General features: G+C 41.3%; 24 protein-coding genes. 3 read left to right on the forward strand and 21 right to left on the reverse strand.

Translation table 11 applies throughout. The annotated features are described in order from the left end of the window. Positions 1-39 precede the first annotated feature (39 nt). The 13 genes from hisIE to hprK all read right to left on the reverse strand — a co-directional run bounded on the left by hisIE (position 40) and on the right by hprK (position 10,542). The gene (hisIE, locus tag M9R32_RS09935; protein ID WP_269926588.1) at positions 40-675 is read right to left on the reverse strand and encodes a bifunctional phosphoribosyl-AMP cyclohydrolase/phosphoribosyl-ATP diphosphatase HisIE; all 636 of its coding nucleotides are present in this window, start codon (positions 673-675) and stop codon (positions 40-42) included. Next, a complete protein-coding gene (gene hisF / locus M9R32_RS09940) occupies positions 672-1,430 on the reverse strand; it encodes an imidazole glycerol phosphate synthase subunit HisF (protein ID WP_269926589.1) in 759 nt (252 codons plus the stop codon). The genes hisIE and hisF overlap by 4 nt, the downstream gene beginning before the upstream one ends. After that, positions 1,424-2,167 (reverse strand): 1-(5-phosphoribosyl)-5-[(5-phosphoribosylamino)methylideneamino]imidazole-4-carboxamide isomerase, encoded by a 744-nt coding sequence (gene hisA, locus M9R32_RS09945; protein ID WP_269926590.1) that lies wholly within the window; start codon positions 2,165-2,167, stop codon positions 1,424-1,426. Before hisA ends, hisF begins: the two co-directional genes overlap by 7 nt. Then, a complete protein-coding gene (gene hisH, locus M9R32_RS09950; RefSeq protein ID WP_269926591.1) occupies positions 2,164-2,817 on the reverse strand; it encodes an imidazole glycerol phosphate synthase subunit HisH in 654 nt (217 codons plus the stop codon). The genes hisA and hisH overlap by 4 nt, the downstream gene beginning before the upstream one ends. Next, entirely contained in the window at positions 2,814-3,404 is a 591-nt protein-coding gene (gene hisB, locus M9R32_RS09955) for an imidazoleglycerol-phosphate dehydratase HisB (RefSeq protein WP_269926592.1), read from the reverse strand. The genes hisH and hisB overlap by 4 nt, the downstream gene beginning before the upstream one ends. Then, a complete protein-coding gene (gene hisD, locus M9R32_RS09960; protein ID WP_269926593.1) occupies positions 3,401-4,687 on the reverse strand; it encodes a histidinol dehydrogenase in 1,287 nt (428 codons plus the stop codon). The genes hisB and hisD overlap by 4 nt, the downstream gene beginning before the upstream one ends. Before the next feature lie 13 nt (positions 4,688-4,700). Next, a complete protein-coding gene (hisG, locus tag M9R32_RS09965; RefSeq protein ID WP_269926594.1) occupies positions 4,701-5,324 on the reverse strand; it encodes an ATP phosphoribosyltransferase in 624 nt (207 codons plus the stop codon). Next, positions 5,317-6,501 (reverse strand): ATP phosphoribosyltransferase regulatory subunit, encoded by a 1,185-nt coding sequence (locus M9R32_RS09970; protein ID WP_269926595.1) that lies wholly within the window; start codon positions 6,499-6,501, stop codon positions 5,317-5,319. The genes hisG and M9R32_RS09970 overlap by 8 nt, the downstream gene beginning before the upstream one ends. A 133-nt stretch (positions 6,502-6,634) precedes the next feature. Next, complete coding sequence (locus M9R32_RS09975) at positions 6,635-7,162, reverse strand: acyltransferase (RefSeq protein WP_269926596.1); 528 nt, start codon at positions 7,160-7,162, stop codon at positions 6,635-6,637. Beyond that, positions 7,159-7,815 carry a pyrophosphatase PpaX gene (gene ppaX, locus M9R32_RS09980; protein ID WP_269926597.1) on the reverse strand — a complete coding sequence of 219 codons (657 nt, stop codon included), beginning with the start codon at positions 7,813-7,815 and terminating at the stop codon, positions 7,159-7,161. Before ppaX ends, M9R32_RS09975 begins: the two co-directional genes overlap by 4 nt. After that, on the reverse strand, positions 7,812-8,750 hold the full coding sequence (locus M9R32_RS09985; RefSeq protein ID WP_269926598.1) for a nucleoside recognition domain-containing protein: 939 nt from the start codon (positions 8,748-8,750) through the stop codon (positions 7,812-7,814). Before M9R32_RS09985 ends, ppaX begins: the two co-directional genes overlap by 4 nt. 16 nt (positions 8,751-8,766) lie before the next feature. Then, positions 8,767-9,579 carry a prolipoprotein diacylglyceryl transferase gene (gene lgt / locus M9R32_RS09990; RefSeq protein ID WP_269926599.1) on the reverse strand — a complete coding sequence of 271 codons (813 nt, stop codon included), beginning with the start codon at positions 9,577-9,579 and terminating at the stop codon, positions 8,767-8,769. 27 nt (positions 9,580-9,606) lie between these two features. Beyond that, positions 9,607-10,542, reverse strand: a complete 936-nt coding sequence (gene hprK / locus M9R32_RS09995) for an HPr(Ser) kinase/phosphatase (RefSeq protein WP_269926600.1) — start codon at positions 10,540-10,542, stop codon at positions 9,607-9,609. A gap of 206 nt (positions 10,543-10,748) precedes the next feature. Between hprK and M9R32_RS10000 the strand changes: the two genes are divergently transcribed. Further along, positions 10,749-11,294 carry an N-acetylmuramoyl-L-alanine amidase gene (locus M9R32_RS10000; RefSeq protein WP_269926601.1) on the forward strand — a complete coding sequence of 182 codons (546 nt, stop codon included), beginning with the start codon at positions 10,749-10,751 and terminating at the stop codon, positions 11,292-11,294. Between the two features lie 49 nt (positions 11,295-11,343). On the opposite strand, the gene M9R32_RS10005 is transcribed toward M9R32_RS10000, so the two are convergent. From M9R32_RS10005 to M9R32_RS10020, 4 genes are all read right to left on the reverse strand, one after another. After that, positions 11,344-12,504: a DUF4097 domain-containing protein gene (locus M9R32_RS10005; protein ID WP_269926602.1), complete on the reverse strand. Its 1,161-nt coding sequence runs from the start codon at positions 12,502-12,504 to the stop codon at positions 11,344-11,346. A gap of 78 nt (positions 12,505-12,582) precedes the next feature. After that, positions 12,583-15,483, reverse strand: a complete 2,901-nt coding sequence (gene uvrA / locus M9R32_RS10010; protein ID WP_269926603.1) for an excinuclease ABC subunit UvrA — start codon at positions 15,481-15,483, stop codon at positions 12,583-12,585. Positions 15,484-15,489: 6 nt separating this feature from the next. After that, the gene (gene uvrB / locus M9R32_RS10015) at positions 15,490-17,472 is read right to left on the reverse strand and encodes an excinuclease ABC subunit UvrB (RefSeq protein ID WP_269926604.1); all 1,983 of its coding nucleotides are present in this window, start codon (positions 17,470-17,472) and stop codon (positions 15,490-15,492) included. A 380-nt stretch (positions 17,473-17,852) separates the two neighbouring features. Beyond that, positions 17,853-18,092: an IDEAL domain-containing protein gene (locus M9R32_RS10020; protein WP_269926605.1), complete on the reverse strand. Its 240-nt coding sequence runs from the start codon at positions 18,090-18,092 to the stop codon at positions 17,853-17,855. Positions 18,093-18,278: 186 nt separating this feature from the next. On the opposite strand from M9R32_RS10020, the gene M9R32_RS10025 reads away from it, so the two are divergent. Then, positions 18,279-18,827, forward strand: a complete 549-nt coding sequence (locus M9R32_RS10025) for a competence protein ComK (protein ID WP_269926606.1) — start codon at positions 18,279-18,281, stop codon at positions 18,825-18,827. Between the two features lie 58 nt (positions 18,828-18,885). Here the strand turns inward: M9R32_RS10025 and M9R32_RS10030 are convergent, their stop codons facing one another. Together M9R32_RS10030 and M9R32_RS10035 are read right to left on the reverse strand one after the other, a co-directional pair. Then, the gene (locus M9R32_RS10030; RefSeq protein WP_269926607.1) at positions 18,886-19,251 is read right to left on the reverse strand and encodes a YhjD family protein; all 366 of its coding nucleotides are present in this window, start codon (positions 19,249-19,251) and stop codon (positions 18,886-18,888) included. A gap of 196 nt (positions 19,252-19,447) precedes the next feature. Then, on the reverse strand, positions 19,448-21,070 hold the full coding sequence (locus tag M9R32_RS10035; protein ID WP_269926608.1) for an ABC1 kinase family protein: 1,623 nt from the start codon (positions 21,068-21,070) through the stop codon (positions 19,448-19,450). Positions 21,071-21,186: 116 nt separating this feature from the next. Between M9R32_RS10035 and M9R32_RS10040 the strand changes: the two genes are divergently transcribed. Beyond that, entirely contained in the window at positions 21,187-21,963 is a 777-nt protein-coding gene (locus tag M9R32_RS10040) for an enoyl-CoA hydratase-related protein (RefSeq protein WP_269926609.1), read from the forward strand. Positions 21,964-22,035: 72 nt separating this feature from the next. On the opposite strand, the gene M9R32_RS10045 is transcribed toward M9R32_RS10040, so the two are convergent. Beyond that, positions 22,036-23,073, reverse strand: a complete 1,038-nt coding sequence (locus M9R32_RS10045) for a flavin-containing monooxygenase (RefSeq protein ID WP_269926610.1) — start codon at positions 23,071-23,073, stop codon at positions 22,036-22,038. Positions 23,074-23,188: 115 nt separating this feature from the next. Next, positions 23,189-23,572 carry a hypothetical protein gene (locus M9R32_RS10050; protein WP_269926611.1) on the reverse strand — a complete coding sequence of 128 codons (384 nt, stop codon included), beginning with the start codon at positions 23,570-23,572 and terminating at the stop codon, positions 23,189-23,191. Positions 23,573-23,657 lie beyond the last annotated feature (85 nt).

The raw sequence follows: 23,657 nt of genomic DNA on the forward strand, positions 1-23,657 counted from the left end.
AGGTTCCTTTTCAGTATCTCTCTATTATAGCACACAGGCTTATGATTTACTCTCATGTCGTTTCTGTAAAACTTCCAACACATCATACAAATTTACTTTTTGTTCTTGAAGCAGTACCAACAAGTGATATAGCAAGTCAGCGGCTTCCCATTGCAACTCTTCAGCGTCACGGTTTTTGGCAGCAATCACCACTTCAGTCGCTTCTTCTCCGATTTTCTTGCCAATCTTGTCTACGCCTTTTTCAAACAAGTAAGTTGTATATGCACCTTCTGGCATTGATTTTTCACGCTGTTGAATGACTTCAACCAAATCTGAAAGAATCCCGAAACTGCCTACAGTCTCTGAAGGAGCAACGATGACATTATGAAAACAAGTGTCTTTGCCGGTATGGCATGCTGGACCTTTCGGCAACACTTCCACAACTAATGCATCGGAATCACAATCGGTTCGGATTGCCACAACTTGTTGAGTGTTTCCACTTGTTGCGCCTTTATGCCACAGTTCTCGTCGAGAACGGCTATAAAACCACGTTTCTTTTGTTTCAATGGTTTTCTCCAAAGATTGTCGGTTCATATATGCGACCGTCAGCACTTCTTTTGTTTGTGCATGTTGGACGACAACCGGTATCAGCCCCTGTGCATCAAATTGAATGGGTTGCATTTCGTTTTTTGTCATCTGACTGACACTCCTTTCTCTCGCAGAACACTTTTCACTTCTTTGACACTGGTCTCCTTGTAATGAAAGATGGAAGCTGCCAGTGCCGCATCTACATCTACTTCATTGAATACGTCATAAAAATGTTGAGCATTTCCTGCCCCACCACTCGCGATAACAGGGACATTTACTGCTTCTCGTACCGCTTTCGTTAATTCAAGATCAAAACCGCTTTTTTCTCCATCTTTGTTCATAGAAGTAAGGAGGATTTCTCCTGCCCCCAAGCGTGTCGCCTCTTGTGCCCATTTTACAGCTGTCCACTTTGTTACACGTCGGCCACCGTGAGTATAGACCATCCACGTTCCATCTTCCTCTGACCATTTCGCATCAATTGCAACGACAATGCATTGTGAACCAAAATAAGCAGCACCTTCAGCAATCAACTCAGGTCGATCAATAGCGGATGTATTTACCGATACTTTATCTGCACCGGCACGTAACATGTTTTTCATATCATCGAGCGTTCGGATACCGCCACCGACCGTAAAGGGAATAGCCAGTTCGACAGCAGTCTGACGCACTACATCAATCATCGTTTCTTTTCCTTCATGGGATGCTGAGATATCTAAAAACACTAATTCGTCTGCTCCTTGCTCATCATAAAACTTAGCAAGTTCCACAGGGTCCCCTGCATCACGCAGTGACACAAACTGAACCCCTTTGACGACACGTCCTTCTTTGACATCCAAACATGGAATAATTCGTTTTGTTAACATGTTGCCACCTCACGCAATGCTTCCGGTAAAGTGAACCGATTTTCATACAGCGCTTTGCCGATGATTACACCACCGATTTTAGTCTCAACTGCTGCTTGTGCTACTTGCTTCACGTCCGATAGTGAACTAATACCACCTGAAACAATCACTTCTGCACCAGTTGCTTCGGCAAGGAGTTCATTCGCTAAAATATTTGGACCATTTAATGTTCCATCCGTAGCTATATCTGTGAAAATAAAGGTTTTTGCACCATTACTCGCAAAGTATTGCCCTACTTCAATAGCAGATTTTGCTGAGGTTTCCAACCATCCGTGTGTAGCCACCATGCCATCTTTTGCATCAAGTCCAATGACAATTTTATCTGCTCCGAATTTCTTAATTAATGAGACCGCCAGCTCTGGTTGCTGAATAGCTAAGCTACCGATGATAACGCGTGCCACACCATTGTCCAGATAATACTTCACATCATCTTCCGAGCGGATTCCGCCGCCTATTTGTACTTTCACACCAAGCTCTGTTGCAGCACGTATAACATCTTGGTCGTGAATTCGTTTTCCGTCTTTTGCCCCATCCAAGTCGACCATGTGTATCCATTTTGCCCCTTGGCTTACAAACGTTTTGGCCATTTCAAAAGGAGATTCCCCATAAACTGTCTCTTGATTATAATCACCTTTAAATAGGCGTACACATTTGCCTCCACGCATATCAATTGCTGGATATAATTCAATCACTGTCATTTTTGGCCACTCCTTTCATTCACTTGCTCGACCCATTTGGCCAACAAGTATTTTCCAAAAGGTCCTGACTTTTCGGGATGAAATTGCATACCTGTAATGGAGCCCTTCTGAACGAGACCTGGGACAAATTGACCTGCATATGTACTGCTTGCCACCACTTCTTTTTGGAGCGTTTTTTGTGCCAGGTATGAATGAACAAAGTACACATGTGTTGAATCTTCTTTATCAAGATCCTGCAACCAAGCAGGTTGATGCGTAAAAGACAAGGGATTCCAGCCCATATGAGGAATTCGAATCCGGTTTTGTTGTGCATCCTGTTCTTCAAATTTTTGAATATGGCCAGTTAATATGCCTAAACCTTCTGTCCATCCATTTTCCATACTGTCTTCATAAAGTAGTTGCATGCCCAGACAAATTCCGAGTAATGGCTTGTTGTTTTTTTCGATTTGTTTTATATATAGATCCATTCCTGAATCGCGTAGACGATTCATGGCATCTGGAAATGCTCCAACACCAGGCAATACATAGCCATCCATTTGATCCAATACGTTTGGATCTGCGGTTATGGACACTTCACACCCCAGTCGAAGCAGTGCTTGTTCAACGCTGTATAAATTGCCCATTCCGTAATCGATTACACCAATTTTCATGTCAATAACCCTTTCGTTGATGGCACTCCTTTGACACGCGGATCAATTGTGACCGCTTCATCAAGTGCTCTTGCCAATGCTTTGAATATAGCTTCGATCATGTGATGGGTATTGTGGCCATAGTGTAAAATTACGTGAACATTCATCCGTGCTTCGAGAGCAAATTTCCATAAAAACTCATGAACAAGTTCCGTATCGAAATTGCCTACTTTTTCTTTAGGGAATGTCGCTCTGAATTCAAGGTGAGGACGGTTTGAACAATCCACAATTACTTGAGCCAGTGCATCATCCATTGGAACAAATGAATTACCGTATCTTCGTATCCCTTTTTTATCACCGAGCGCTTCTTTAACAACTTGTCCTAGTACAATCCCAATATCTTCCGATGTATGATGATCATCAATATGTGTATCACCAGATGCTTGAATAGTCGCATTAAAGAATCCATGTTTCACAAATAAATCAAGCATATGATCCATAAAAGGGACACCCGTATCAATTGTCGCTTGCCCTTCTCCATCCAGTTGCATCGAGACTTTCACTTGTGTTTCGTTCGTTTTTCTATTTATTGTTGCTTCGCGTGTCATGATTGATTCATCCCCTTTGTCCAGCCTCTTGATTCTACAGCTCTAGCATGGGCTTCTAACCCTTCCATTCTTGCCAGTCTTGCCACTTTGGCTGCATGTTGTTGCCATGTTTCTTCCGTATAATAAATGATGCTTGTCTTTTTAATGAAATCATCAACTGATAACGGGCTAGAGAACCGTGCAGTGCTGTTTGTCGGCAATACATGATTGGTCCCAGCAAAGTAATCCCCGATTGGTTCCGAACTGTAGCGACCGATAAAAATCGCACCAGCATGTCTCACTTTTTGTGCCACTTCATGAGGGTTGATTGTCATGATTTCCAAATGTTCTGGCGCCAATTTATTTACAGCTTCAATGATGTCCGTCATTGTTTCTGCAACATAAATTTTGCCGAACTTTTCAACAGCTGCCCGTGCAATCTTTTCACGGGGGAGCTTAAGCAATTGCTTCTCCACTTCAACTGCAACTTTCTGAGCAAATAAATCACTCGTCGTCAATAAAATAGGACACGCCATCGGGTCATGTTCCGCCTGAGATAATAAATCTGCAGCTACTTCGTCTGCATAGGCGGTCTCGTCTGCGATAATGGCGATTTCACTCGGCCCGGCAATCATATCGATTGCCACTTCACCAAACACTTCCCTTTTGGCCAAGGCCACAAACACATTCCCCGGGCCTGTTATTTTGTCAACAGGGGCAATGGATTCGGTACCATATGCAAGAGCAGCGATTGCTTGAGCGCCGCCAACTTTATAAATTTCTTCAATACCTAAAATTGATGCCGCGACTAATACTGCGTCTGGCAGTGCGCCTTTTTCATTCGGAGGAGAGACAATGACAATTCGTTCTACACCAGCTACTTGAGCCGGAATAACATTCATTAATACCGATGATGGATAAGCAGCAGAACCGCCTGGCACATATAAACCAACTGCATCCAATGGACTTACTCGTTGTCCGATAAATGAACCATCTTTTACATCAACATCATAAGATGACCGTTTTTGCATTTCATGAAATTTGCGGATATTATTTGCCGCTTCTTCCATGTCAGTTTTAAGTTCACTATCAAAATTGGCGAGGGCCTCTTGGATTTCGTTATTTGAAACACGAAATTCGCTCAGTTTAACCCCGTCCCATTTTTCGCTGTAGTCAGCAACTGCCTGATCACCACGTTTTTTGACATCGGCAAGTACCTTTTTTACGGTGTTTAATTGCTCCGCATTGCCCATTTCCAACGGTCGTTTTAATGATATATCTTTCGTTAAAGAAACGATTTGCATATAAAAATCCTCCTTACTCCATTGACTCTTTCAGTCGTTTCACCATATCGCGAATGCGTTCGCTTTTCAGTCGATAACTGACGGGATTAGCAATTAACCTCGATGTCACATCCACAATGCGTTCGTATTCAACCAGTCCATTTTCTTTCAATGTTCGGCCAGAAGATACGATATCTACAATGCGATCTGCAAGTCCAATCATTGGTGCCAATTCGATTGAACCATTCAATCCGATTATTTCAACTTGCTCCCCTTTTTCTTTATAAAAAGCCGAAGCAATTTCTGGATATTTAGTTGCCACACGTGGCGCAATCTCATTCATGACTGTATTCGGCAAACCTGCAGTTGCGATATAACATTGGCTGATTTTTAAATCAAGCAATTCATGAACACTACGTTTTTGCTCAAGTAATACATCTTTACCCGCTATCCCGATGTCTGCAACCCCATGTTCAACATAAACAGGCACGTCCATCGGTTTTGCAAGAATGAATCGGATATTTTCACCCGGAGCTTCAACAATGAGTTTGCGTGATTCTTCAAAGTCATCCGGTAACTGAAAACCCGCCTTTTGAAGTAACACATACGCTTCTTCAAAAATGCGACCTTTCGGCATCGCAATTGTCAGTTCACTCATTATTTCCATCTCCTTCTGTTAACCACACTACTTCTGTAAAGTTTTCCTGATAAGCCTGTCTATCTTCCACACCATTTACATATTGAATGGTTGTGCGAATTCCTTGTTTTCTCTTTTCATTTGCCGCATTTACCGCTTTCAAATAATTAGCTTCATCAAAAAATAGTAATGCATGTGGCTCACGAGCTGTCGATGTTGTCATCACTTCAAGCAGTCTATCCACTCTCAAACCGAACCCCGTTGCACCGACGTTACAATTGAATTCATGCAACAACCCATCGTAACGACCTCCGTTACCGATAGCAAAACCTGATCCACTTGCGAAAACTTCAAACAACATACCAGTGTAATAACTCATCTCACTGGTAAGTGTTAAATCATATGTCACCAATTTTGAAAGGCCAGCATTTTCAAGCAACACAGACAAATCACTAAGATACGTAAACATATTTACTTGCTGCTTATCTGATTCGTCGATAAAAGGACGCAATGATTCAATAGTTGGAACATTGGAAGCATGTTCAATAAATTCAATGAAGCGATGTTCTTCTTCTTTCGCTGATCCATACGATTTTACTGCTTCTTCAAATCCAACCATGTTCTTTTCTACAAGTAATGTACGCAGTTCTTTCACTTGTTCTTTAGATTGAGTTAGTTGTGTCAAAATCGATTGCAATAATCCAGCATGACCAACCGTCAAATGGTACTCACCTATTCCAAGTTCCTGAAAAAAATCGGAAGCAGTGATAATCATTTCTGCATCAGCAAATACTGAAGAATCCCCAATTAGCTCAACACCCATTTGTTCGAACTCGGCAGGTCTGCCACCTTCATTTTCCTGAGCTCGAAAAACATTTGCAAAATAGGCAAGACGTAATGGAATTTGTTCCTTCAGCAATTTGGATGTCGCAACACGTACAATTGGTGTGGTCATATCCGGTCTCAGGACCAGCGTTTCACCTTGTCGATCAACTAATTTAAACAATGATGAGTCTGCAATTGCTGAAGCTTTCCCCACTGTTTCGTAATATTCAACAGTAGGTGTTTTTATAAAATCAAAGCCGCGAGTTTGAAAGAATTGTCTACCAATATCCCGTATTCTTTCCTTTTTTTCATTTATCAACGGAAAAGAATCTCTCATCCCAAGCGGTTTTTCAAATTTTCGAATTGGCGTCATCAAAATCACTTCCTAAAATAAGGATAATTTACTTTAGTACACTACTATGCTAGTACAATGAAATAAAATATATTTTAACGTACCTAACAGAGTGCGTCAATACAAAAGACCTCATGAAGCGTTGGAATACTCTTCATGAGGTCTTTTCTTGATGTATATGGCGACGTGCCGCCATTTCTTCTGCTGTGTATATAATTTTCATTGGATTTCCTCCGACAAAACTACCGGCTGGCACATCCTGATGAACGAGCGTGGCGGCAGAAACGATTGCCCCATCACCAATATGAACCCCTGGTAGAATAGTTGAATTCGCTCCTATAAGAACACGATTCCCAATTATGACGTCTCCGATACGGTATTCGTCAATTAAATACTCATGGGCCAAAATCGTTGTATTATAACCAACAATTGAATTCTCACCAATCGTAATTCTCTCCGGAAACATGACGTCAGGCATAACCATCAAGGCAAATGAAGTTTGCTCTCCCACTTTCATATGTAGAAAACGTCGATAGAGAAAATTTTTCAGTGGCAATGAAGGGCTGTACCTCCCCAGTTGAATGACGATAAAATTTTTCATCACTTTAAAGAAAGGCACTGTCCGGTAAATATGCCACAAAGAGTTTGCTCCTTCAACCGGATATCGTTCCGTCCTTCTCATGAAGATGGTCCGTCCACAATTTCAAGCAAATCCGTAATATGTTGCAACATATAGGTTGGGTTAAAAGTCGCTAAATATGCTTCGCCTTTAGCAGTCCAGGCCACCCCTGCTGTTCTTACACCAGCATTTTGACCCCCCTCGATATCATGGGAGTTATCGCCGATCATTAAGGCCTCTTCTTTTGAAGCATTCAGTCGATTTAGAGCCAACACAATCGGTTCTGGATCAGGTTTTGGATTAACTACGTCATCTAGAGCAATTACAACTTCAAAGATGTCCTCGATTCCCATTAATTTCAGACCTCGCTGAATAATATCCTGTTTTTTTGTAGAAACAATGGCCATCTTTATTCCACGAGCTTTTAAAATGCGAAGAGTATCAGCGACGCCGTCAAATTCGACCGCCATCTGATCATGCATTTCAATATTCCACGCTCGATATTCCTTAATCAGCTCTTCCGTCAACGTTTCATCAATGGAGTCAAAAGTCTGTTTTAAAGAAGGTCCGATAAAATGCAGCACGTCTTCTTTAGTAAATCTTCCTGGATATCTCTTACCCAAAACACTTAAAAAAGTTTGAATGATAAGTTCATTCGTATCTAGCAACGTCCCGTCAAAATCGAAAAGAAGCGTAGTTATTGGTTTAGATTTCATGAAGTCAACACTTCCTTTCTTTTCGTTTGTTCAGCTCGTTTCCATAACGCAGCGACTGTGATCGTCAAAACAAAAGCAATCCCCAGTCTCAATAAGAATAATGGCCAAATCGGTATTCCAAGAGGAATAAAGATAAGGGTATCTTCCACAACTGCGTGACAGGCGACTAAAAAGATAAAGACCAGTGTAGCATCTTTCTTACTGACCCCATCCTCTTGAACCGCTTGAATCATGACACCTGCCCCAAACGCTAAGCCGATCACCAACCCGGAGACGAGCGTCATGGAAGCATTCGGTTCAATGCCGAGCAACTTTGTAAATGGCGCCAGTTTTTGCGAAAACTTCTGCAAGTATTGTTTATCTTTCAAGTATTGAATAACGATCATTAAAGGAATTACTACCATTGCGAGCTGTAAGACCCCAAAGCTCGCTTTTTGTAATCCTAGTAAAACAATTTCCATCCAGCCCTCTGGCATTGAAGCCACTTTTGGAGCCATTCCGTATTGGGCAATATCCGATCCACCAGACCACACTAAGTTTATGACAATTGCCGAAATGGCTGCGAGTCCAAACCTTACGAGTAAAACAACCCATAATTTAACGCCAACTTTTAATGCCACTCCTGTTTCTATGAAAATATTATGAGAAAACGATAACATGACCGCCAAAATAAAGACTTCTTTCACAGTCAATTCTAGTGAAAGAATCCCGGCAATCCCTGCGTACAAATTCAGCGCGTTTCCTAAAACCAAAGGAATCGCTGCATCACCGCGTAATCCGAATATGCCCATGACAGGAGAAACTAAGTCAATAATCCACGGTAGAACTGGGGTGAATTGCAAAATGACCAGTAACAATGTAATTGGAAATATAATTTTGCTAAGCGTCCAGGTTGTTTTGAGGCCCGCCAGCAGTCCGTTTTTTATCGTAGACATTTTTGTACATCCTTACTTATGCGTCTTTATAACGCACAGGTTCTTTAATCGTCATGCGACGGTAAATAATAATGATAAGTGCAACAACAACTGTAACGATTGACACTACTTGGGCCGTACGGAGTTCACCGATTAAATACAAACTGTCCGTACGCATTCCTTCAATAAAGAAGCGTCCCACTGAATACCAGATGAGATAGAACATGAACATTTCTCCACGCAGCAAGTTTACTCGACGCAATAATATCAAGATAACTACTCCGGTGAAGTTCCAAATAGATTCGTATAAAAACGTAGGATGATAATATATTCCATCAATGCGCATTTGGTTGATGATCCATTCCGGCAGAAACATATTTTCTAGGAAAGCGCGTGATACGGGACCACCGTGAGCTTCCTGGTTCATAAAATTGCCCCAACGACCGATTGTTTGACCAATTAGAATACTCGGTGCTACCACATCTGCCAGTTTTAAGAACGATACTTTACGTTTTTTCGTAAATACATATGCGGTAATGAAAGAAGCAATTAATGCTCCATGTATAGCCAGTCCGCCTTCCCAAACTTTAAGGATATTACCAGGACTATCAGCATAATCTTCCCATTTAAATAGTACATAATAGAGACGCGCACCCAAAATAGCCAATGGGACAGCCCAAATCAATAAATCCGTTAAAAACTCTTCGTGAAAACCTCGTTTTACCATTTCGCGCTGTGCTACCAGGAATGCCAAGACAATTCCAAAGGCGATGATTACGCCATACCATCGTACTTCTATCGGTCCAAGCGAAATTGCGATTGGATCAATTGCTCCAAGTAATAAATTCATGTTGTGCCCCTTCCATGCTTTCTGCTCTTAATATGTAACGTCTTCGTTTTGACTGATGACATCGTTCAAACGGTTGGAAAATTCCTCTGCTGCATTGACTCCCATTCGTTTTAAACGATGATTCATCGATGCCACTTCAATAATAACTGCTAAGTTACGACCAGGTCGAACGGGAATGGTCAGCTTATGCAGGTCAGTATCAATAATTTTCATTTTTTCTTCCTCTAGTCCTAAACGGTCATAAGTTTTTTGAGGATCCCAAATTTCTAAATCAATGACTAAAGAAATTCGTTTAAAACTGCGTATAGCACTTGCTCCGAACAAAGTCATAATATCAATGATACCCAGTCCACGAATTTCAAGTAAGTGTTCAATCAGTTTTGGTGCATTACCTACAAGCGTATTTTCTGCTTCCTGCCTGATTTCCACACAATCGTCTGCCACGAGACGATGACCTCTTTTAACCAGTTCCAGTGCCGTCTCACTTTTCCCGACACCACTTTTCCCTGTAATCAAGACGCCAACTCCATAAATATCGACCAGAACGCCGTGCACGGCTGTTGTCGGCGCGAGCTTACTTTCCAAAAAGTTGGTCAGCAAACTGGAAAAACGCGTCGTTGCCATTTTTGCGGTCAATACTGGCACATGCTCTTCATTTGAAGCATTCTTCAGTTCTTCCGGCACTTTCATATCATGAGAAACTATAATGGCTGGCGTATCCGGAGAACACAACTTTTTCATGCGTTCTTTTCGTTCGTGAGGCAGCAACATATCATAAAATGACAGTTCTGTTTTTCCAAGTAGTTGGACACGATTTGCCGGATAATGTGTGAAATAACCGGCCATCTCCAGTCCAGGTCGAGATATATCGCTGACGGCGATATGTCGCCCGATTCCTTCTTGACCACTGACGAGTTTCAAGTCGAACATATCCATAACATCTTTCGTCGTGACTTGTACCAAACTATCACCTGCTTTCTTCGAAATTCGAATTATCCGTTATGTCCTATATTTTAGCATGCATTTTAAGAAAAGCGCAAAGTGCCGTTCTGCTCTACAACGGTGAGGGAGCTAGAAATCTTTTTATCATTGAAAAAGCCAAATTCATTTCGCTCGCCATTATCCCTTTTCTTTCTTTTTTCCTATGTAACCTTTAGGAGGGATGACTATTGAAGAAAATAATGATTGATGCAGGACACGGTCCAGAAACAGCAGGCAAACGCTCACCAGATGGAACCTTAAGAGAATTCACATTTAATGAAGCTACCGCTATATGTGTAAAAAAGCTTTTAACAACAGCAGGATTTACCGTCATTTTTTCACATGATCACTCTCGTGATGTATCACTTTCAGAGCGCACATCTTTAGCGAATAAATTGAAGGTCGATGCATTTGTATCCATTCATGCGAATGCTTTTGGAAACCACTGGAATGAAGCTGAGGGCATCGAAACCTATACTTGGTTACACGCAAACGAAACTTCAACCAGAATGGCTACTAGTGTCCAACAAGCATTGATTATGCTTACTGGGAGAAAAAATCGCGGGGTTAAAAAAGCCGACTTTGCCGTGCTTAGGGATACAGCGATGCCTGCCATATTAGTGGAATGTGGATTTATGACGAATAAAGAAGAAGCAAATTTAATGAAAAGCATTCATTATCAACAGCAGTGTGCACAAGCCATCGTTTTTGGTATATTGTGTTCATTGAAATAGGGCAAAAAAATATCCCCAAATCGATTTACAGTCGATTCGGGGATATTTTTTATTCAGCTGTTGTATAGCGTACTAGGATAGATCCAGTTTTTGCTTCTCCTTTTATATACAGAGGAGCTGCTGTTGAATCTGTGATTTCTTTTGTGAAACGGATATTTTTTTGCAAGAAGTGTTCTTGTTCATTTAATCGTGTCACATCCGGCAGAGCAACGTCCATTTTACCGAAATTCGAAGCAACTTCTCCCTGTAAACCTACAGTGGAAGGGACGTATATTTCTACTGCACCCGCTACTGCGCGACCTTCAACTTTGCGGGCATCCGGATTTTTTGTGGTCACAACGACATGACCATTCACAGACTGTGCGTCAATATCTTTTAAATGGCCATCAATGTAAATACGACCATTGATAGTTTCCGCTTCAACTTTGTTTCCTTTTGCATCTTTTATATTAATGGCACCATTGGCAGTCTGGATTTCTCCGTCCTCCAATTGAACATTCTTCAAATCTATCTTGCCATTTGCTGTTTTGACTTTAAAACGCCCAACATCAAGATGTTTGCCAATAAAAGCACCATTGAACAAACGAACCGATATAGAGTCATACATTTGTTTTGGCACGTACAAAACGACATTGACAGAAGTTGTTTTCAAGTCACTGATCATACGCAATCTTTGTTGATCCACAACAAATACAAATTTCTCAAAGAACTCTTTCTTGCCATCTTCTTCAGATGGAGCACGATAGACTTTCACATGACATTCTGCTCGTACTTGACCATCTTGTGAGGGGTAGATTTCGAACTTTCCATTTGCAATGTCGACAGATACTTCTTTAAATTCTGTATTGTCTAGTGTAAAAGTGTGATGAAATTCGTTCGGTTCACCAAAAGGCATATCGAAATCAAATGCTTTCATTTTACCGACAGCCGTTTGCATAAATTGCATCAAACGGTCGCTGAATTGCGTAAAGTCTCTTTTAATATCTTCCATAAAATCATCCGCTTGAGAGGATGATGATTTCTTGTTATGTGTTTCTGAACTTGTATGAGTGGAATGTCTATGCATGTCTGACTGCTTAGGCTCAGCATACGCTGACGCACCAGGTGTCGCTTTTTCATTCCCAAGAGCCTCTAGCAATACCAACGCTTCCTGAGCAGAAATCGTTCCTTTTTCAACTAGATCTAAAATGCGTTTACGTTCTTCTTGCATATAGTTGGCCTCCTTCAAAGCCGCTTTGCGCGGAACTTTGTTCTTCCCTTATACATACGGTTCATCCACAAAAAGGTTTCATTTAGCTGAAACTGCCTCTTTTTTAGCCTTTTTCTTCGTTGAAGCTTTTTCAATTTGTTCGTCCATGCGCTGACGATCTCGTTCGAGCACTGGTTTTAGATAGCGGCCCGTATAAGACTTCTTAACACCCGCGATTTCTTCAGGAGTACCGACCGCTAGAATGGTACCGCCTTTATCCCCACCTTCAGGACCTAAATCAATCAAGTAATCGGAAGTCTTTATCACATCTAAATTATGCTCGATTACTAAAACGGTATCCCCGCTTTCAACCAATCTCTGTAAGACTACCAATAATCGGGCAATATCATGTGCATGTAATCCAGTTGTCGGTTCATCCAAAATATAGAAGGATTTACCGTTCGAACGTTTATGCAATTCGGAAGCGAGTTTTACACGCTGTGCTTCCCCACCCGATAACGTCGTAGCAGGCTGTCCCAATTCCATATAACCAAGACCTACATCAACTATTGTCTGAAGTTTACGACTGATTTTCGGAATGTTTTCAAAGAATTTAAGGCCGTCTTCCACTGTCATTTTCAGTACGTCGGCAATATTTTTGTCCTTGTACTTCACTTCCAGTGTTTCACGGTTGTAACGTTTGCCATGACAGATTTCACATGGCACATAAACATCCGGTAAAAAATGCATCTCAATCTTGATAATGCCGTCTCCACGACACGCTTCACAACGTCCACCTTTGACGTTGAAACTGAATCTTCCTTTTTTATAACCACGCACTTTCGCTTCATTCGTTGATGCATAAACATCACGGATATCATCGAATACCCCAGTATAGGTAGCTGGGTTGGATCTTGGTGTACGTCCAATCGGGGACTGGTCAATATCGATGACTTTTTCCAATTGTTCAATTCCAGTGACTTCTTTGTGCTGCCCCGGCTTCGCTTTTGCACGATTTAACTTCTGAGCAAGTGCTTTGTGCAAGATTTCATTAATGAGCGTACTTTTTCCTGAACCGGAAACACCTGTTACCGAAGTGAAAACGCCAAGAGGAATATCCACAGTGACATTTTTTAGATTATTTTCAGTCGCACCCTTGATGGTGATCATGCGACCATCGGGTTTTCTGCGCTCAGTAGGCAGTGGAATGAATTTCTTCCCGCTTAAATATTGTCCTGTAATGGACTTCGTATTTTTCATGACTTGAGCCGGTGTCCCGGAAGCCACGATTTCACCACCATGAACGCCCGCACCAGGACCTACATCAATTAAGTAATCGGCAGCCATCATCGTATCTTCGTCATGTTCGACCACAATTAACGTGTTGCCGATATCGCGCATATTTTTAAGCGTTGAAATTAAACGATCATTATCCCGTTGATGTAAACCAATAGAAGGCTCGTCCAAAATGTACAATACACCTGTTAAACGGGAACCAATTTGAGTCGCTAAACGGATACGTTGAGCTTCTCCACCTGATAATGTTCCAGCTGCGCGACTTAACGTTAAATAATCCAGACCTACGTTAATAAGGAAGCCAAGTCGTTCATGTATTTCGCGTAAAATGAGACGAGCAATCTGCATGTCTTTTTCGGATAACTCCAGAGATTTGAAAAAGGCATCTGCTTCTTGAATTGAAAATGAGGTTACTTGTCCGACATGCAATGAAGCTACTTTTACTGCCAAAGTTTCTGGCTTCAAGCGATAGCCTTCACATGTTGGGCAATCTTGCTGGGCCATATATTTTTCCATTTGCTCACGAATATAATCCGACGAAGTTTCTTTATAGCGACGTTCAACGTTTTTTAATACGCCTTCGAAATAAATATCATTATCTCGAACTTGCCCAAAGTCATTTTCATAACGGAATCGTATTTTCTCTTGTCCAGATCCATGAAGAATCTTGTCCATTTTATCTTTTGGCAATTTTTCAACTGGTTTATTCATATCTATTTTGTAATGTTTACATACCGCTGCCAGAAGTTGAGGATAGTATTGGGAACTGGTCGGTTCCCACGGGACTATTGCCCCTTCATTTAACGACCTTGTCCAGTCAGGAATAACAAGCTCGGGGTCTACCTCTAGCTTCGTACCAAGACCATCACATTCCGGACACGCTCCGAATGGGCTATTAAAAGAAAACATGCGTGGTTCCAGTTCTCCAATTGAAAAACCACAAATTGGACATGCATGGTGTTCACTGAACAATAATTCCTCGTGTTCCATTACATCAATCAACACTCGACCATCTGCCAATCTTAGCGCTGATTCCAAAGAATCGGCCAGTCGAGCTGCAATATCATCTTTCATGACTACACGGTCGATGACAATTTCAATATCATGCTTTTTATTTTTCTCTAGATTAATATCGTCATCGAGATCCATTAAATCACCGTTTACACGGACTCGCACATAGCCTTGTTTCTTTACATCTTCCAGCATTTTTGCATGCGTACCTTTACGGCCCGATACAATTGGCGCTAAAATCTGCATGCGCGTTTTTTCCGGGAACTCCATTAACCGGTCAACCATCTGTTCAATCGTCTGGGATGTTATTTCAGTTCCATGAGTTGGACAAATCGGTTTCCCGACACGTGCAAATAACAGTCGTAAATAATCGTAGATCTCTGTAACCGTACCCACAGTGGAACGAGGATTACGACTAGTTGTTTTTTGGTCGATTGAAATGGCCGGTGACAATCCTTCGATGGCATCCACATCCGGCTTATCCATCTGACCTAAAAATTGACGTGCATAAGCAGATAAAGACTCAACATAACGACGTTGTCCTTCTGCATAAATCGTATCGAAAGCAAGTGATGATTTACCAGATCCAGACAAGCCTGTCATGACGACAAGCTTATCTCGCGGAATGGTTAAATCTACGTTTTTCAAATTATGGGCACGTGCACCTTGTATACGAATTTCCTGGTTTTTCAAATCGGTTCATCCTTCCGCTTTCAGTTCCAAAATCGTGTCACGCAGTTCAGCTGCACGTTCGAAATCGAGCGCTTTCGCCGCATCTTTCATTTCTTTTTCCAAAGTCAACAGCAATGTCGCTTTCTCGTCTTTGGTCAATTTCTTACCTTTTGTTACTTTTTCCATATATGTCGATGTTTCTTCTGCATTATGAGAAGCACGAATAACATCGCGAATTTTCTTCTGAATCGTTTGAGGGGTAATGCCATGTTTTTCGTTATACTCAATCTGGATATTTCGACGTCGCTGGGTTTCACCTATTGCTTTTGTCATCGAATCGGTCATGCGATCTGCATACATGATGACGTGGCCATTGGCATTACGAGCTGCACGTCCAATCGTTTGAATGAGTGAACGTTCAGAACGTAAAAATCCTTCTTTATCCGCGTCCAAAATTGTCACAAGTGACACTTCTGGTATATCGAGTCCTTCCCTTAACAAGTTGATTCCAATCAGTACGTCATACGTACCCATGCGAAGTTCACGGATGATTTCGATTCGCTCAAGGGTTTTGATTTCAGAGTGCAAGTAATTCACTTTGATGCCGATTTCTTTTAAATAATCGGTCAAATCCTCAGACATTTTTTTCGTTAATGTGGTGACAAGAACCCGTTCGTTGCGTTCTGTCCGTTGACGGATTTCATCAATCAAATCATCGATCTGACCTTCAATCGGTCGGACATCGATTGTAGGGTCTAACAAGCCAGTCGGTCTAATGATTTGCTCAACCATGTCTGGCGTGTGTTCCAGTTCATACGGACCTGGCGTTGCCGACACGAATATAGCTTGATTCATATGTCCCTCAAATTCCTGGAATGTTAAAGGTCTGTTATCCATTGCAGATGGCAAACGGAACCCATGGTCTACCAGCACTTTCTTTCGTGCTTGGTCCCCGTTAAACATTCCCCTTACCTGGGGTAATGTTACGTGGCTTTCATCGATGACCATTAGGAAGTCGTCCGGGAAATAGTCCAACAATGTATAAGGGGTTGCTCCTGGTTCACGCAATGTTAAATGACGTGAGTAGTTTTCAATTCCTGAACAAAAGCCCATTTCGCGCATCATTTCCAAGTCGTACCTTGTACGCTGTTCGAGTCGTTGAGCTTCCAGCAATTTGTCTTCCCCACGGAGAACTTTCAGTTGCTGTTCCAATTCGATTTCAATATTTTCAATCGCTTTTAGTAATTTTTCTTCCCTGGTAACGAAGTGGGAGTTCGGGAAAATTGCGACATGTTCACGATCGCCGATGATTTCACCTGTTAATGCATCCACTTCACGAATACGGTCAATTTCATCACCGAAAAATTCCACGCGGATACATCGTTCATCACGGGAGGCTGGGAAAATTTCAACAACATCTCCGCGCACACGGAACTTACCGCGGACGAAATTCATATCGTTTCGTTCATATTGAATATCGACCAATCGACGAAGTAATTGATTGCGTTCGATTTCCATTCCTTTACGTAAAGACAAGACCATTTCCCGATATTCTTCCGGATTCCCCAAACCATAAATACAGGATACAGATGCAACAATTAATACATCCTCACGTTCAAATAAAGCTGATGTTGCGGAGTGACGCAGCTTATCAATTTCTTCATTAATACTGGAATCTTTCTCGATATAAGTATCCGTTTGAGGTACGTAGGCTTCTGGTTGATAGTAATCATAGAAACTGACAAAGTACTCTACTGCATTATTTGGAAAGAATTCTTTGAACTCACTGTAAAGTTGTCCAGCGAGTGTTTTATTGTGAGCCATGACCAATGTCGGCTTTTTTATTTCCGTTACTACATTTGACACGGTAAATGTTTTACCTGTTCCTGTTGCACCAAGCAACGTCTGGTATTTTCGGCCTTCTTCGATTCCTTGTATCAATTCTCGAATCGCCTGCGGTTGGTCGCCGTCTGGTTTATAAGGAGCTTGCAATTCAAATTTCTCTACCATATTTTCCTCCTTGTATATAAAGCGAAAAGCGCTACTTTAGCTCGACTCCGACGGTGGAAAAAGCGAATCGAAAACTCGTTTTCGAACATTCAGTGGTAGGAAGGCTACAATCCCGACATCGTGTCGGAACGCCTTCATGACCCACATCCTGTGGACCTAAGCGGAGGTGCGAGCTGGCGCTTGGAGCTAGAATTCATAAAGCGAAAAGCGCTACTTTTGTGATGGCATGCGTGGTTCATCTATTTTTATTTTAATGTCCATATTTTATCATATTCCCCAATGGAACACGAATAAAAAGCGAACGTATGTTTTTCTGACAAAAAAACAAAATCCGCCCTTCGCAAAGAGCGGATGATTCACATGTCTATAGGAACTGAAATTTACACACTTTCTTGTTGCAACTGACGTAATTCGCTTGTATATGCCACAAACGATTCTTTATCTTTCAGATCGAGCGCACCATCAATCAGGGTCAGCAAGCGTTCTTTTCGTTGTTCGCGATGGACATGGTTTAAAAACAAGTCCATGTAAATATCGTTCAACAACTTTTCAGCTTCACTAACGGTCTGATTTCGCCCCATCGCTTTCAGAAAATCAGCATATGAATAATACTTATCCATTGCAATCACCTCGGATGCCTTTTTTCTATTATAAGTAAAAAACCCAGGAAGTTGCAAATGTTTTTTCTGAAAATTCCCTATGATTTATTTTTTCTTAATATTTATAATAATTAGTCAATCAGTCTTGCATAATTTCCAAATTTCTCTATAATAGGGTTTGTAGTCTACTATAGGGGATGTGAATGGATGGACAAAAAATTCTCTGCTGCATCGAATTATCTCGTTTCATTTAATACAATTGCACTTGTACCGATCTGGATTGAAAATAATCTTTATACTCGAGTCATTGAAAACCATATTGAATTTCTAGTTAAAATGAAGCCTAGCGCAATCATAAAAAAATCACTTATTTTTTATGGGAATTCATATAAGCTGGCTACTTTTTTCTCTCGTGAATCCATCGGGCATTTACATAAGCTCCCTCTCATGATTTCACATGATTTCGGAGTTCCTTTAATCATGATGCCTACCCTATCAGCCGAATCAGAGGGAAATATTTGGATTTCCTTTTCTGCTATCGATAGCTATTCAATTAATTCCCACAACCAATGTTTAGTTCACTTCACTAATTCTCAAGTCCTGCCGGTTAATGTTTCGTATTCAACCATGTGCAGACAATTTGTACTTTCCCATTTCCTGACGAATCGTTTCCAAAAAACGCGTGATCAAATGAACCATCCTTTTTCGCAGTCAAAACTTACATATTTGCCAACCCGTAAAAATCCTAAAAGATAATACATATATTTAAGCCCTTTGCTTCCTGCAAGGGCTTATTATTTTATTCTGTCCTCCGTCAATTCGCCTGTTTTGCAATTGACAAATACACACCCAGCAACTCCTCAACCCGATTGCGCAATCGTACGTTCAAATAGCGGCGATGCTCTTCGTATCCACCATGAAAAAAAACATATTCGGTAAAGGTGTCATCGTGATTTCCCCGGATGACTTTCATGTTGTGTTGGCGCAAATAAAGTTTTGTATCCTTCAATTCACGCTGCGCTTCCTTCACTGCTTGATCAATCATGGCAACATAAGGTCTCTTCAACTTGAATGGTCCTTTTTCAACTGTCTCCCGGTCGCGCTCCAAAATGGTCAATACCATAGGAAGATAAATCATTTTTTCAAAATAGGGTAAACTTTCGGATGGAATGAGCGGCACGTTTTCGCCTCCTTTAAGAACGTTTGTTCGTATTTTATATTGTACGCTCATTTCAAAAAAATACAAGTGGAAATTCAGGGGAATTTCGCTGAAAGTGTTGCTGTGTATCACTTAAGTTAACCTTAAGTTGAGATGACAGCAGCTACACGACATTAAAAAACATCAAAAAAACCACCTCACAAGAGATGGTTTGTTCTTAATTATATGATTTTCCCCGATACACCCATGCGGAAGCGACAAAGAATATTCCGGACGTCACCATTAATGGAGAGTGCTCATCCCATATCGCGTAAAATCCAGTGCCCAAAGACAAAACCGAAATGATGCCGGCAAACATTCTTGTTTGCAGTCGGTATCGTAACATTTTGGATTCTGCATCCCGAATTTGCATATATTCGCGCATTCGTGTTGGTTCATCCAGGAAAGTAAGTACTTTTTGCGGGATTTCACGAAATGGTCCGATAGCTTTTAATGCGAAACGAACCGCATCCTCTTTCGAAAATGATTGGTCCCCATCTTTTTGTGTCGTCGCCCATTCGAGAACTCGCGGACGGGCGATAGCAAGTAAATCCACTTTCGGATCCAGAACATGAAGAACACCGATAAACGTTGAGACTGCCCTGCCAAAAAAGGCGAATTCTGCAGGCAACTGTACGGGTTGTGTTCGGACAATCCCTTTTAAATCATCCAGCAATCGGTCAACGACGAAGCTATCCATTTGTGTCAATTCTTCCGATTCATACGCTGCAACCACTCTGGCAATTGCATTTGCCAATAATCGGCGGTCTGCCTGCGGCAACAAGAATCTTAACTCTTCGAGACCATCCAATACCCGATCATATTGTTTGAGCAGAACTCCTTCGACAACTTTCAAAACAGAACGGGCTTCCTCTTTGCTAATAGAACCGACCATTCCGAAATCAATCAACACAATCGTCCCATCAGGTTTAATCAAGATATTCCCACCGTGTGGATCCGCGTGAAATTGTCCCCCATCCAGCACTTGCTCTAAAAACAAACGAAATAATCGCTCTGATAGATTGCGCCGGTTGATCCCATTCGCATCTATAAATGCAAGATCAGTAATACGGGCACCTTCAATCCATTCCATCACAAGAACACGACGTGTTGAAAATTCATCATAATACACAGGAAAACGGACACCCGGCATCGATGCGAAACGATCCGCAAAGCTGCGACCATTGCGTAGTTCCTGTAAAAAATTAAGCTCAGCACCAATTGTATTGACCATCTCGCTATACAACAAATTGAAATTGATTTGTTTGCCAAATGCCGTGAAACGTTTGGCCAGCCAAATCACAATTTTCATGGCCCGAAAATCGGCACGTAAAATGCGCTCGATATCCGGCCGTTGGATTTTTACTGCCACAGGCGTACCGTCTTTCAGATTGCCTTTATATACTTCGCCGATCGATGCAGAAGCAACAGGTTTATCCGAAAGATTCATGATCGTATCCGTATGAACTGCATTCCATTCCTGTTCCAAAAGTTCAATGGCTCTTGCTCTCGGAACAGCTGGTACACGGTCGGTCAACCCTTCCAACTCTGCAATAAATGAAGGTGGCATGATGTCAGCACGTGTCGATAAAAACTGTCCCATTTTAATCATTAATCCGCCAAGTTTGAGGGCTGTTCTTTTATATTCTTTCGCTTGCCTCGTCACAAGACGCTCCCATTTTTCATTGACAGCCGGTGTAAAACGACCTTTATAGCGGCGCTGAAAAAGCGTTACTTGTGTAAAAAACTTTACGGACATCCAGACAATGCGATAAATCCGGTAAATTGCTAAACGTTCCATTTCAAGCGCCTCCTTTGCCTATCATTATAGAGAGAGATGGCGACAACGTCCAAAAAGTGATATGTTTTGAAGGGGAAAAACTTTCAAAATTGTGAACATTATAAGGGGGAATTACCATGGAAACTATACGTTACGAACAAAACGGCAATTTAGCTATCATCACACTTAATCGTCCGGACTCTATGAACGCCTTTAATTATGATATGTTGAGAGAACTTGGTCAGGTTGCCGAAGCCATTCGCATCAACCCGGACATTCGTCTTGTTGTCTTCACAGGTTCAGGTGAAAAAGCATTCAGTGTAGGTGCAGATTTAAAAGAACGCAAAACTTTGACAGAACAACAAGTAAAACGCAATATCTACAAAATCGGTGAAGTGTTCTCAGCCATCGAAAACTTGCCACAACCTACGATTGCCATGATGAATGGCCACTCTTTTGGCGGAGGGATGGAACTTGCTCTTGCTTGCGATTTCCGTATTGCATCCGATGATATTTTACTTGGTTTGACTGAAACAAGTTTAGCAATCATACCAGGAGCTGGTGGTACCCAACGCTTACCTCGTTTAATCGGAGAAGCTAAGGCCCTTGAATTAATCCTGACTGCCCGTCGCTTAACCGCTAATGAAGCACTGGCTTATGGTATTTTAACAAAAGTGGTGTCCCGTGGAAGTTTGCTTGAAGAAACGGGGAAGTTCGCCAATCTGATTTTAGCGAACGGTCCAATCGCCGTACAACAAGCGAAATTTGCCATCAAACACGGCATGAACGCTGATTTACATACCGGCCTGAACATTGAACGCAAAGCCTACGAAATAACAATTCCGACTGAAGACCGTGTTGAAGCATTAATTGCTTTTGGCGAGAAAAGGAAACCAGTCTTTAAGGGTAAATAAAATAAAGAAGAGCTACTCCATAGATGTCACCATGGAGTAGCTCTTCTTGCATTGTTTAGAATTTCGGTTTGACTAATCATTTAAATAAGTCATCAGAAACTCTGCGTCGTCCCCAACCCCTTGAAGAAGTGCAGAACCTCTTTTGCTTTGCCAGGGCAATCCAATAAAATAGACTCCCTTAACAGGACTGACTCCTCTTTGATGGATGACTTCATTTTTTTCGCTTACAACCCCATTTATTTGAACCCATGAATAGTCTGATTTAAATCCGGTGGACCAGATAATATTTTGGACAGGTAACGTAGAAGTATCATCGAACATGACTACATTATCCTTACACTCTATGACTCTCGATTTCATTACAATCCTGCTTTGTTTCAACGCAATTTTCAAATCCTGACCAAAAATCGGATCTCCTTTTTTTCGTATGAATTTACCTAGCTTTGAATGAGAAGCCGCATTTAAAATTCCCAATTTATCGAACCAATAAAAGATGCTCTTTCCCATGACCATTAATGGCATATAATCAGGTTTTTTACTGACCGCTAAATACGTCTTCTTTGATTCAGATAATTCCACAGCAATCTGTGCTCCACTGTTTCCACCGCCAACCACCAGAACATTGCCTTCCTGTAATTGATTTTTATTACGAAACTCTGATGAATGCAATTGAATAACACGATGATCAATTGATTTGGAAATGGGAGGAACAAATTTATTATGGAAAGGTCCTGTTGCAATGACTATATTTCTGGTTTGATAAACACCATTGTCTGTCGTTACCGTAAAAGAATAATCGTCATTTTGAACAACCACTTGGACTTCTGTATTAAATTGAATTGGGAATTGATAGGCTTTGGCATAACGAGATAAGTAGCGGCTGACCTCATCTTTTGAAGGTAAACCATGTAAATCTCCTTCCATTGCCAATCCTGGTAGCGAGTTATATAAACGTGGTGTAAAAAGAACTAATGAGTCATATCTGCTGGACCAGCTCTCACCTATCGCTAATCCTTTATCAAGAACGAGAAAATCCTTCTTGTTCTTCATTAAAAAATAACTCATGGCTAATCCAGCCTGCCCTGCACCAACGACAATTGTATGAAACATGCGTACCGACTCCTCTTAAGAGTTTTCATGTTGAAGAATATATAAGTAACCACTATTAAAATATAAAATTGTGATTTTCATCTGTCTAGTAATAAATGGAAAAAATACTGAAAACCTACTTTGAATCAGATGCTTCAAGAGGCATGTCCCATAAAAAATAATCTTTTAGAAAAACTTCGGTTTCTACCACAATCGTATCTTTGTCTTTCCGAAAAAATAGAGCCGCGCCTTCTTGCGTTTCATAGGACCATCCCAGATTACTCATAATGTTCTTCACAAGTTCCAATGAAGCTTCTTCCTGGTATTCAGTAATATAGCGTTTCACATATTCCGTTTCCTCGAACTTTACATACTCACGTCCAGTAAAATCGAGAACGGCTGCAGCCATACCAAGTCGAATCGTCCCTTCATTAGCAGTCAATATTTGACCATAACGAATCCCAAAAAGTGTGCAAAGGATTACGAACAATAAACTAATAAGCAAAATGATTTTTTTCATTGCAACATCCTTTCCGTTTTATAGAATATGTTTTGGAAGAGGAGAAATAGTATCTGATACTGTAAAGAAAAGTCACTGCTCGGCT

Source organism: Paenisporosarcina quisquiliarum (genome assembly GCF_027563315.1).
Classification (GTDB): domain Bacteria; phylum Bacillota; class Bacilli; order Bacillales_A; family Planococcaceae; genus Paenisporosarcina; species Paenisporosarcina quisquiliarum.

Bases quoted from the DNA above. Each gene is read 5' to 3' on its own strand.
- M9R32_RS09985 (WP_269926598.1), bottom strand. From the start codon at position 8,750: ATGTCTACGATAAAAAACGGACTGCTGGCGGGCCTCAAAACAACCTGG.
- M9R32_RS10020 (WP_269926605.1), bottom strand. From the start codon at position 18,092: ATGGATAAGTATTATTCATATGCTGATTTTCTGAAAGCGATGGGGCGA.
- ppaX (WP_269926597.1), bottom strand. From the start codon at position 7,815: ATGAAATCTAAACCAATAACTACGCTTCTTTTCGATTTTGACGGGACG.
- M9R32_RS09970 (WP_269926595.1), bottom strand. From the start codon at position 6,501: ATGACGCCAATTCGAAAATTTGAAAAACCGCTTGGGATGAGAGATTCT.
- hisB (WP_269926592.1), bottom strand. From the start codon at position 3,404: ATGACACGCGAAGCAACAATAAATAGAAAAACGAACGAAACACAAGTG.
- hisF (WP_269926589.1), bottom strand. From the start codon at position 1,430: ATGTTAACAAAACGAATTATTCCATGTTTGGATGTCAAAGAAGGACGT.
- M9R32_RS10050 (WP_269926611.1), bottom strand. From the start codon at position 23,572: ATGAAAAAAATCATTTTGCTTATTAGTTTATTGTTCGTAATCCTTTGC.
- uvrB (WP_269926604.1), bottom strand. From the start codon at position 17,472: ATGGTAGAGAAATTTGAATTGCAAGCTCCTTATAAACCAGACGGCGAC.
- hisA (WP_269926590.1), bottom strand. From the start codon at position 2,167: ATGACAGTGATTGAATTATATCCAGCAATTGATATGCGTGGAGGCAAA.
- lgt (WP_269926599.1), bottom strand. From the start codon at position 9,579: ATGAATTTATTACTTGGAGCAATTGATCCAATCGCAATTTCGCTTGGA.
- M9R32_RS10045 (WP_269926610.1), bottom strand. From the start codon at position 23,073: ATGTTTCATACAATTGTCGTTGGTGCAGGGCAGGCTGGATTAGCCATG.
- hisH (WP_269926591.1), bottom strand. From the start codon at position 2,817: ATGAAAATTGGTGTAATCGATTACGGAATGGGCAATTTATACAGCGTT.
- hisIE (WP_269926588.1), bottom strand. From the start codon at position 675: ATGACAAAAAACGAAATGCAACCCATTCAATTTGATGCACAGGGGCTG.
- M9R32_RS10035 (WP_269926608.1), bottom strand. From the start codon at position 21,070: ATGGAACGTTTAGCAATTTACCGGATTTATCGCATTGTCTGGATGTCC.
- M9R32_RS10040 (WP_269926609.1), top strand. From the start codon at position 21,187: ATGGAAACTATACGTTACGAACAAAACGGCAATTTAGCTATCATCACA.
- hisD (WP_269926593.1), bottom strand. From the start codon at position 4,687: ATGCAAATCGTTTCTTTAACGAAAGATATATCATTAAAACGACCGTTG.
- M9R32_RS09975 (WP_269926596.1), bottom strand. From the start codon at position 7,162: ATGAGAAGGACGGAACGATATCCGGTTGAAGGAGCAAACTCTTTGTGG.
- M9R32_RS10025 (WP_269926606.1), top strand. From the start codon at position 18,279: ATGGACAAAAAATTCTCTGCTGCATCGAATTATCTCGTTTCATTTAAT.
- hisG (WP_269926594.1), bottom strand. From the start codon at position 5,324: ATGAGTGAACTGACAATTGCGATGCCGAAAGGTCGCATTTTTGAAGAA.
- M9R32_RS10005 (WP_269926602.1), bottom strand. From the start codon at position 12,504: ATGCAAGAAGAACGTAAACGCATTTTAGATCTAGTTGAAAAAGGAACG.